Raw genomic sequence first — 9,542 nt, forward strand, 5'->3', positions numbered from 1 at the left:
CGATGGCTGAGGTCTCCGCGTCGGACGCGCCTACCGAAGGCACGAAATATGGGAGCGGCTCAAGCACCGGTGCGCCCGACTACCCACACGGAACGAGAAGGGACCGCAAATGGGCGATGTTCTCGGTTTGGCCAAGGCATTCCGGTTCAGTCAGGTTCACCGAACCACTGCACGTTTGTAGAAATCAGACCCCCGCAACATTAGTTACCCTCGGCAGTCCCCTCAACCGCTTCGGCAGCACCCTCGATAGCGTCACCTGCCCCTTCAATTTTGATATTTACGGAATCAGAGCCGGGTGCTGAACCGTTCGCAAACATGAAGTACGCAAGAACTGCTACTGCTACGACCAGCCCGCCCAAGATGATGCCAATACCTGTGCTTCCACTTGTCGTCGTGGTCGTCGTGACCCGCTCACTGCGATCTGGATCTGCCATTTTGATATTCCATATTATTATTTAACTTGATGCCGAAGAGCCAACCCACCGTTAGGTGGATTGACCTTGCGAACAGGATTTACTGCTCGATACGCTCGACAACAGTATCAGCATAGGCGTTAATGAGAGCGTCGTAGAAATCGTCCTGGGACGGCTCTACTACAATCCAACCTTCTGGCGCGTCACCCGAACCTGAGATGGCGGTCATATTCAGAGGATAGCCACCAGTCTGCTCTTCCTGGGTGTCGGTGGTTGATGACGAATTGACCGCGTTGTCCCCCTGATGCATCACCACGGTACCTTCGATTTGATTGAACTCTCCCGAGTCCGGGAGGAAGGTATCGCCGTCAATCGCGACCTTGTTGATCTCGACGGTGAGCCGCGGCGCGTCCGCGTTATCATCCACGGTCACTTTGGATGCGATGGACGCAGCCAGATCAGTCTCCAAAGTTGGCCAGTATTTGAGAACGTTGCTGTCCTCGTAGGCGCTCATGTCAGCCTTGACCTCGACGGCAGACACGGTCTTGTCCATTGCGGCAAGCGGGCCAGTGAAGGCCAGCGCGAGACCGGTGCAAAGTGCTGTGGTCCACAGATGTTTCATTGGGTGGGTTCCTTTATTCAGGTCCATCGCAAAGCGCTATGCGTTGACCGATTGGCCATTTGGCATGCGCGATTGTTCGATGTGATGTGATTTTTCTGAAGGGTCCCATTCTCGTCGGGGCAGATCAGCTCACGTCCCCGATATTATAGCCCGGATTGGTGCTTTCGTCGCTAATCTGGATCAGCGTGCAATGTTGATTTCTATACTGAAGAAGATGCCATCATGTCGTTGACGGCACGCCGCATGTCGTTGACGGCACGCCGCTTTGCTCGACTAATAGGCCCATGGCCAAGCCAATAAACTGGCTATCCCTGAAGGACTGCAGGACTTGCTGCAACTTCAGTCGGTTAGGGGCTTTTTTGCACAAATCGGTCTGAGGTCGAGCTTCGCCTTAGGTAGTGCCCCGGGAGGTGGTGTAGGAACTGGCGTCCACCTGCTTCTTCATAGCTGGTGTCGCTCATTCACTGCACGGCGATCATCGTCGCCGTCTCCGTAGCGTTGCACACGGCCGTCAGCTTTTCCACCGGCATGTAGCGGCGGGATACGGCCCATTCATCGTCTTGCTCCAGCATGAGCGCGCCGACCAGCCGGATGACGGCGTCGCGGTTGGGAAAGATCCCAACGACGTTGGTCCGCCGCTTGATCTCCTTGTTGACGCGCTCCAGTGGGTTGGTGCTGTGCAACTTCGAGCGTAGACTTTCGTCGAAGGCCATGTAGGCCAGCACGTCGTGCTCGGCCTCGTCCATCAGCTCGGCGACATCCCTGAACCGCTCGCGCAGGTTGTCAGCGACCTCGCGCCAGCGGGCATGACCGCTGTCGTTGCTGCGCGAAGAGCGGATGATCGCTGTGCGGACGTATCCCACCTTTCGCTGGGAGTGCTCAATATGCGCCGCGGCTGCGAAGCCCTGCGAAAAAAAACCAGGTGGACGCCTTTTGAAGGCAATGGCGATCAGTTCCGAACCGAAAAGCCGAACTTCAAAAAACCGCGTGTTCCCCGAGATCAATCTTCGCATCTTGGGCCACAACCTTTGCGTAGAAATCGTAGAGGTTGTCGGCGCCCGTGGACGGTGTCGCGTCTGCGTCGTAGCCACCACTCGCCTCATCGAAAACCAGCATGGACTCGGTGGCGTAGTATCGCCCAATCCGGGCGAGTTCGGCCTTGTCTCGCAGACGCCCCGAGACCGTTCCCAGCACACTCAACCCCATGATGATGGCATCGAGCAGCATAACTGGCACTCTCCGCACGCGTGGCGTCTCATCCAGTAATTCAAAGAGCCTTTTGGCTTGCGCAAGGGGCGTTATTGCTGGGCCCGGCCCACCAATAGGAAGCACCCGGTTCCAGCGACACTCATCGTCCAAACATTCTGCGAGATAAACTCCCAGATCCCTGTCGCTGATCGGCTTGCAGGCCGTGAGCCGGCCAGTCCCGAAAACAAGATACGGCTTCCCGCGACGAACCCGGTCGATCTGCCCCGACAGGGATTTGAAATAGGCGGTCGGCCGCACGATCGAGAATGTCAGGCCAGACCCGATCAGCTCCTCCTCGAAGGCAAGCTTGGCTTTTTGAAACTCCAACCGAGGTCGCTGCACACAGATCGCCGAGAGCAGGACCATGTGCGATATGCCTACGTCGCGCGCAACAGCAAGGGCCTGCGAATGTGCCGCGTAGTCAATGGCCCACGCATCCCGCGGTGCGCCAGTGCGAGAGGCAAGACAGGAGACCAGTGCGTCGAAGGTTTCACCGCCAAAACCATCGCGGGCAAGAGCGCCCGGCTTGGTGATTTCGCACGGCCGGATTTCGGCGTCCGGGTGGAGTTGCATGCGCCCTTTGCGGTAGCTCTCGGGCCGCACTGGGCATATCACCCGGTGCCCCCGCTCGAGAAGGGCGGCGACGGTCGCCCGTCCGATCGTCCCGGTGCCGCCGAGCACGACGACCCGCTTCGAGCCGCGCAGGGCCTCAGGACTTTTCGTTGTCATGTGACCTCCTCGAAGACCAGTTCAGGCAAAACGACTTCCCAATTTGAGCGTTTCAACAGATGATGAAAACGCTCATCGGCATCCTCTTTACGCCACTGTATGATGACTGCGATCTCGCCGGTGACAAATTTCGTGCCAATCGGTGGCGCAAATGCTTTTGACATCCGCCCGAGGGCCCGCCCTCGAAAATCCTCGATCTGCCAGCGGTCCCCGACACTGGAGAGCCTGACCGGGGCGCCGACCTGTGCTTCGGCGATCGCGTCATGAACAATGTGCCGATCACCTTGGCGTCCTGCGAATGACAGGTCGACCATCTTCATTTCAGACGATTGAAAGAACCGGCGTGGGCCGGGGACTGTCGCCAAGTCGGGCACCACATGCCGCGTGAGCACGGAAGGCGACTCGGTGGGAAGGTATTCGTGATTGTCGTTGCTCATGACGATCAAATTGCGCCGCGCACGTGTCATGGCGACGTAGAACAATCGCCTCGGCGCGTCCTGATCTTCGTTTCGCGAGGGCCGTTCCCAACCGCCATCCATGATCACGACATCGTCGAATTCGAGGCCTTTCGCGCGGTGCGCCGTCAACAACTTGAGGCCGCGCTGCTCACCCCATGAATCCTTCGACCATTCAGCAAACCATTCGATCACGTCAGGGGTCGGGAGCGCTTTGCCATCAATTTCACGCGCAAGCTGGCCAAGTCCCTCGCCGATCCGGTCCGTCCAACGGCTTGCGGGTATCGCATTCAGGGTTTCGGTCAGGTCGCCCAAGCTGACCATGGCCCCATACCTCTCGCGCAGGCCGCCGATAAAACCCTGCATCTCACGGGTGCGCCACACACTTGGCAGGTTCTCGTTCGCCATTTCGAGGGGAATTCCATGCGCCTCGGCAAAGTCGCGGACCGGCAGAAGCTTGCGCCAATCACGAGAAATGATTGCCGCCCCCTTCCAACTCCAATCCGGGATCAGTTTTGACAGGCGGATCATCTCGTTGACCGCCGCAAGGGCCTGAGCGTAATTTCCGGCCGGGCAGCCAAGGATTTGGACCCGTCCCTGTGCAACCGGGTCGAGGCTTTCCATGATGCCCCCGGCCGGGTCCTTTTGCCGCGATTGGTCGACGGTAATCCCATGCGCTGTTTTCATGCGTTCCCGAGATCCTTCGATCACTGCGTTTGCTGCGTTGATGACGTTCTTCGACGAGCGGTAATTGTCGGTCAGAAAGACCGGCTTGGCTGAATAATCCTGTTCGAATTGCCGAATGTGGCGCACCGATGCGCCGGCAAACGCATAAATATTCTGGTCGTCATCGCCGACCGCGAACAGGCTAATCCGTTGGTCGGGGTCGTCGATGCTGCGACCGGCCACCGCAGCGATCAAGGCGTATTCCTCGGGGCCCACATCCTGATATTCGTCCACAAGAATCCAGCGGAACCCCTGGATTAAGGTCTCTCGCAGGGCTTCGGCCTCGACTTTGTCCAGCCCGTCGCCACGCAAGAGACATGCCGCATCGGTCAGAAGCGTCTCAAAATCAGGTTCATCGGCCCCTGCCCGTCCGGCGAAACTCGCGCCAACCAACCGCATGGCTAAGGCATGGATGGTCAAAACCGTCACGAAGCGAGCATCTTCGCCAATCAGTAGACGCAAGCGTTCCCGGATCTCTGCGGCCGCGTGACGATTGTAGGCGAGCACCAGTATACCGTTCGGATCTTCGCGCTTGATCCTGACCAGATAGGCGACACGATGGACCAGCACGCGTGTCTTGCCCGATCCCGGCCCCGCGAGCACAAGCACATTGGTCTGTTCGCGGTCGTCACGCACGATCTGCTCTTGTGTCGAATTCCCCAGATTGTCGACGATCTCGGCAAAGGACTGGGGCGTTGCCTGCCGTCTGAACTCCGAAATTTTCCCCGGCATCCAAACTTTCATGAAGTCGGACTGCTCCATTGCAAAATAGTCATGCGCGAGCCGCTGGGCCTTATCGATATCGTCGATGCCTTTGGTCGCATAAGCCGCCATCACGTGGGTTTGGACGGTCTGTTCGCTGTAGTGGTCTTCGAGCGGCGCGAAATGCTGTGCGGTAAAGCTGCCGCCTTTCGGATTGATGTGCAACGTCATGGCGGAGCGGAACACGGACAATCCCTTGCCCAGAGTCACCACCTGCTGTTCGTGCAGCCACAGAAGCGCCCGGTCCATCAGCTTTGCCGGATCATTGACAGACGCCCGCATCAGCGCATCGCTGTTGATCGCCGCAAGAAGGTCGCCAAGCGTGGTCTCGACAGGAACATCTTTCCCACGCAGGCCGGCCTGAACCTTGTCGATCAAGTATGAAACCAACCGCTCTGCCGCCTGCCTGCGAAGCTGAGCGGTCTGCTCGATTACCGCCCATGATCTTTGCATTCGCACCATGAGACTGCCTTTGGACACCTTGCGCAGGCCGATATTGCCTTTGCCGCCGTCCATGTCGCGGCCATCCTGCGCAATCCCACGGAGCAACCCTTCGACAATATCGGGCCGCACAGAGGCGTGTCCGTGCTCCCGCAGGGCGTGCGCCACCGAGGCCAGGTGACACGGCCAAGCCTCGTTGATGTCCGCGTCTGGCGCTTGCTCTCTAAGGATCGCAATCATGTCGACTTCAAACCGGGATGCCGCTTCAAACCGTTTCGGCGAGGCATTCTCGACACGCACATGCACGAAGATGGTGATGTTTGTATCATCCTTTGCAATTCCCAAGGCTTCGAGATCCGCCAAGGCCTTGCGCACGCCCGACACCGTCAGCCCACTGACTCCGCAAAGCTCGTCCGTGGTGATGCCCTCTTCCTGCGGCGCGTTGATGATGTGCTGTACGATGACGGCAAGATCCTCGCGCCGCCGCTGGGTGATTTCGGCGGATGCAAGGATCTCGCGGACCTCCTGCATGCTCCTTATCCGGAGCGAGGCGGGAAACACCTGAACCCGGTTTTCCTCGCGGTTTAGAAGGTGCGCCTCTTCCAGCCAAGCGACGGCCGTCTTTACCCGCGTATCGTCGGTATTGCTGTCTCGCTGGAAATCCCGGTCTTTCTCCTCGTGAACAATTTCACCCGGTGTGGCAACGATCTCACCGCCTTTTCCGGTCCTTGCATCAAGGCGCCGAAGCGCTTTCAGAATCGCACCGATTTCGTGCCGCGCAAGCCGAGACCGCGCACTGAGGCTGAACTGACGATCGACGTCTTCTGTATTATATAGAAGGACGCAGTTTGCAGGATCGCGGTCCCGCCCGGCGCGCCCCGCCTCTTGTAGGTAGTTTTCCAGCGACCCCGGCACGTCACCGTGAACCACCAGACGGATGTCCGGCTTGTCGACCCCCATACCAAAGGCGTTGGTGGCCGCGATCACGCGCAGATTGCCGACACGGAAGTCCTCCTGGATCTCACGCTTGTCATCGGCGCTAAGGCCCGCATGATACCGTTCAGCGGCAATGCCCTGTTGTTTTAAGAACTCCGCCACGCGCTCGGTGGCGTTTCGGGTCGCACAATAGACGACCGCCCCCGACACGCCCTCGCGCGGAAGCTGGGCCTCGATCGTGTCGAGGATATCGGTCATCTTGGTTGCCCGCTGCGTTGGCAGCACCTGAAAGCTCAAATTCGACCGCGATGCGCCACCGTCGATCAACGCCAACTCAGATCCCAGCCGCTCTTTGAAATGACTGCAGATGTCCTGCACTACGTCCGGCTTTGCCGTTGCGGTCAAGCAAAGCACCGGAGCCGGTTCATCGCCTGAGCTCTCCTTGATAAACCGCGAAACGTAGCGATAGTCGGGTCGGAAATCGTGCCCCCACTTGGACACGCAGTGCGCCTCGTCCAGCACCCACAGCCCCACCTCGCGCTGTGCCAGAACGGACCGAACTGTTGTGCTGCGCAGTTGTTCGGGAGAAATCAAAAGGATCGCAGCATCCCCAAGCCGCACCTTGTCAAGCGCATCCTGACGCTCGGGCAAAGACAACAGTCCGTTAATCGTAATCGCCGAGGAAATGCCGGCCCGCACCAAGCCCTGAACCTGGTCTGCCATCAGCGCCACAAGCGGCGATATAACGACGGTCAAGGCCCCGGTCTTGTCGAACCGAGACAGCGCGGGGATCTGATAGCAGATGGATTTGCCCGTGCCCGTCGGCAGGATGCCCAACAGATTGTCGCCTTCCATCGCCGTCGCCACGATCTTTTCCTGAAGCGGGCGTCCGTCCTCGTCGACCGGTTCCGGGCGGAAACTTGGAAAGCCGAACCAGCGTTCGAGGGCACGGGTGGGATCGTTGTGCACTGCGCAGTAGGCACAGTGCGGATCACGACAATTCGAGTCCCTCAGGTCTTTGACGAGCCGTGCTGCGTCACGGAACTGCGCCCGCACCCAGGGCGGCATGACAGAATCCCCACCAGCGACCGAAATCCAGGCAAGGGCATATGCCATCGGCCAGCCCAGCTCAGTGTCCGGGAGCCGCTCAAGCACAGCGTCCACCTGCGCGCCGCAGGCCAGCTCTTTTAGCAGCGTGTGAATGGCCCCGTGCGCTTCTGCTTCGGTCGGGATGGACGCCCCGCGCAGGTCGCTAAACAACTGATCAAACCCGTCGCTACCCGGTCCTCGGCAGCAAAGCCAGTGATAGGCCATCATCGTCTCTGGCGACAAAGTGTTCAGCGATACGAAGGCGTCGATCTGGTTGCGAAGAACCTCGAACACAAGCCGCGCGTCGAACTCGGGATCGTTGACGTGGCCACTTTGTAGCCGCCCATCGCGGTAGTGTTTGACCAGATGATGATAGGGATTGCGCGGGAACGCCAAGGGGTTGAGCCACAGCGTGTCAATCGGTCCGTCCGCGAGCTTTGCGAAGCGCGGCGAGACCGCCATGAGATGCGGCAGATCATGGCGCAGAATATTGTGCCCAACGACATGTGCGAAACCGGCGCAAAACAGGTCGAGTTTTTCAAGCGCGGCCTTCGGGTCACCTTTCCGATGAACAATCCCCTCTCCATCGCCTTCTGGCACGGCTGCAAAGGCGAATACCTGGGCTTCCTTGGGATTGACCTCCAGATCAATCGACAGACAGCGCGGCAAGATTTTGGATTGTTCCCGCGGCATTTGAATACTGTTAATTCCCGGCGGATCAGCCTCAGGCTTTTCAGGCTGCTGTGGTCGGCCAAGGCCAAGGGCTTTCGATATGCCGCGGGAAATTATGTTTTTCATACTGGCAGGTCAATATTTATTCCCAAGGAGCGGAACCTTCCGCCGCCATTTGACCAAAAATGTTCTCTCGATGCCATGTTAGATTTGCGGGGTGCGGCCAGTTTCTATTGTCTTCGGGCATCCAGATCTTTCCATCCGGACGTAACAGCCGGTCGACGACATCACTTGGCACCTTGTTGCGAGACACGAGGATTGTTTCGTTGTCATCGCCGACCGAGATCAGCCCACGATCGAACATCCAATGCAATGTACCTGACAGCGCCAGCCCGTTTCTCACGGAATCGCTGCCGTTGTGTTCGACGGGGCGGATATGAGCTGCTTGCACCTCCGGGCGCCCTCCGCCGTTTCTGAGCATCAGCCCGGAAATGGCGCAGCGGTAGTCGTAAGCCTCGCGCACCTTCCGGCGGAACGCGACGTCCCGGTATGGGCGCCGTGTGAGACGTTCCAAAACCGGACGCTCGAAAATCGCCGCCTCCTCGGCCACCTCAGAGCCCTCCAGATCGTATCGTGCCGCCTCTTGCCTCTCGAGGTCTTCAGGAAGCCCCAATCGCAAGATCCGAGCGAAATCATCGTCCGGGAGACGCCGAACCGCGAGCTGCACGGCCCCACCCTTCTTCGGGGTCCCATCTGGCTCCGTGAGTGCCTGTTCCAATGGACTGCCGTCGATCAGCCTTGGAACTTCAGTATCGAGCGGCAGGAAGCTGCCCGGCTCGATCATGGCAAGGTAGCGGCCGTCAACTCCGGGCTTCGGGATCACCTGCTCGATCTTCGCAACCGCGAAATACCCACGCGGGCCAGCCTTCACTGGCTCATAGTAAATGACCCAGTCGCCCACGGCTTCCTGGACAGCCTTGAGATAGCTGCGAGGAAAGTCGTAGACGACGTCAGGTTCGTCGTCGTAAATAGAATCCGCCTTATGTAGCAGCACGAGCTTTGTCATACTCCCAGGGAATACAATCCTGGGCAGAACGCAAGCGATCAATAGATGTAAACCACCACAAACCGGTTTACAGCGTACCCGCTGAATTATTGATATTGCGTGGCGTAGTATGCACCAGATTTATAAAACAACTCCAATGAAATCAGGAGCCGAATGCGGATTGGATCCCGCCCACACATTCGTTGGCACCAGCCGCGAAAACAGGTAACTCTTGGCGCATCTCTCCAACGGCCGCATGCAACCGGTTCGACCGATGCCGATCGTACCCTGATATCTGGCTTCTTCGCGGTTTGTGTGGGTGTGCGGGTCTCCGGTCAGTTCACGACCACACCAGATGTTGTGTCGTAGGGTGACGCGGGCAGGTGCTTGAGCCGACCGGCGAC

At 58.7% G+C, this 9,542-nt stretch carries 6 protein-coding genes and 1 pseudogene; all 7 read right to left on the reverse strand.

The window, feature by feature from the left end:
* Window positions 1-200: 200 nt before the first annotated feature.
* Window positions 201-434 (reverse strand): hypothetical protein, encoded by a 234-nt coding sequence (locus tag V8352_RS20530; protein ID WP_336426138.1) that lies wholly within the window; start codon window positions 432-434, stop codon window positions 201-203.
* Between the two features lie 79 nt (window positions 435-513).
* Window positions 514-1,035, reverse strand: a complete 522-nt coding sequence (locus tag V8352_RS20535) for a hypothetical protein (RefSeq protein ID WP_336426139.1) — start codon at window positions 1,033-1,035, stop codon at window positions 514-516.
* 518 nt (window positions 1,036-1,553) lie between these two features.
* Window positions 1,554-2,048 (reverse strand): annotated as a pseudogene (locus V8352_RS20540) (transposase); the annotation flags it as partial.
* Window positions 2,011-3,012 (reverse strand): NAD(P)H-binding protein, encoded by a 1,002-nt coding sequence (locus tag V8352_RS20545; protein ID WP_336426141.1) that lies wholly within the window; start codon window positions 3,010-3,012, stop codon window positions 2,011-2,013. The gene V8352_RS20545 and the pseudogene V8352_RS20540, both read right to left, overlap by 38 nt.
* Window positions 3,009-8,114, reverse strand: coding sequence for a RecQ family ATP-dependent DNA helicase (locus V8352_RS20550; RefSeq protein ID WP_336426144.1), 5,106 nt, complete (start codon window positions 8,112-8,114; stop codon window positions 3,009-3,011). The genes V8352_RS20545 and V8352_RS20550 overlap by 4 nt, the downstream gene beginning before the upstream one ends.
* A 121-nt stretch (window positions 8,115-8,235) precedes the next feature.
* Window positions 8,236-9,159 carry an HNH endonuclease gene (locus V8352_RS20555; RefSeq protein ID WP_336426142.1) on the reverse strand — a complete coding sequence of 308 codons (924 nt, stop codon included), beginning with the start codon at window positions 9,157-9,159 and terminating at the stop codon, window positions 8,236-8,238.
* Window positions 9,160-9,279: 120 nt separating this feature from the next.
* The coding region (locus tag V8352_RS20560) for a hypothetical protein (protein WP_336426143.1) at window positions 9,280-9,542 on the reverse strand (263 nt) is incomplete at its 5' end.

It is taken from the genome of Roseovarius sp. D0-M9 (genome assembly GCF_037083805.1).
GTDB lineage: Bacteria > Pseudomonadota > Alphaproteobacteria > Rhodobacterales > Rhodobacteraceae > Roseovarius.

Bases quoted from the DNA above. Each gene is read 5' to 3' on its own strand.
- V8352_RS20545 (WP_336426141.1), bottom strand. From the start codon at position 3,012: ATGACAACGAAAAGTCCTGAGGCCCTGCGCGGCTCGAAGCGGGTCGTC.
- V8352_RS20535 (WP_336426139.1), bottom strand. From the start codon at position 1,035: ATGAAACATCTGTGGACCACAGCACTTTGCACCGGTCTCGCGCTGGCC.
- V8352_RS20550 (WP_336426144.1), bottom strand. From the start codon at position 8,114: ATGCCGCGGGAACAATCCAAAATCTTGCCGCGCTGTCTGTCGATTGAT.
- V8352_RS20530 (WP_336426138.1), bottom strand. From the start codon at position 434: ATGGCAGATCCAGATCGCAGTGAGCGGGTCACGACGACCACGACGACA.
- V8352_RS20555 (WP_336426142.1), bottom strand. From the start codon at position 9,159: ATGACAAAGCTCGTGCTGCTACATAAGGCGGATTCTATTTACGACGAC.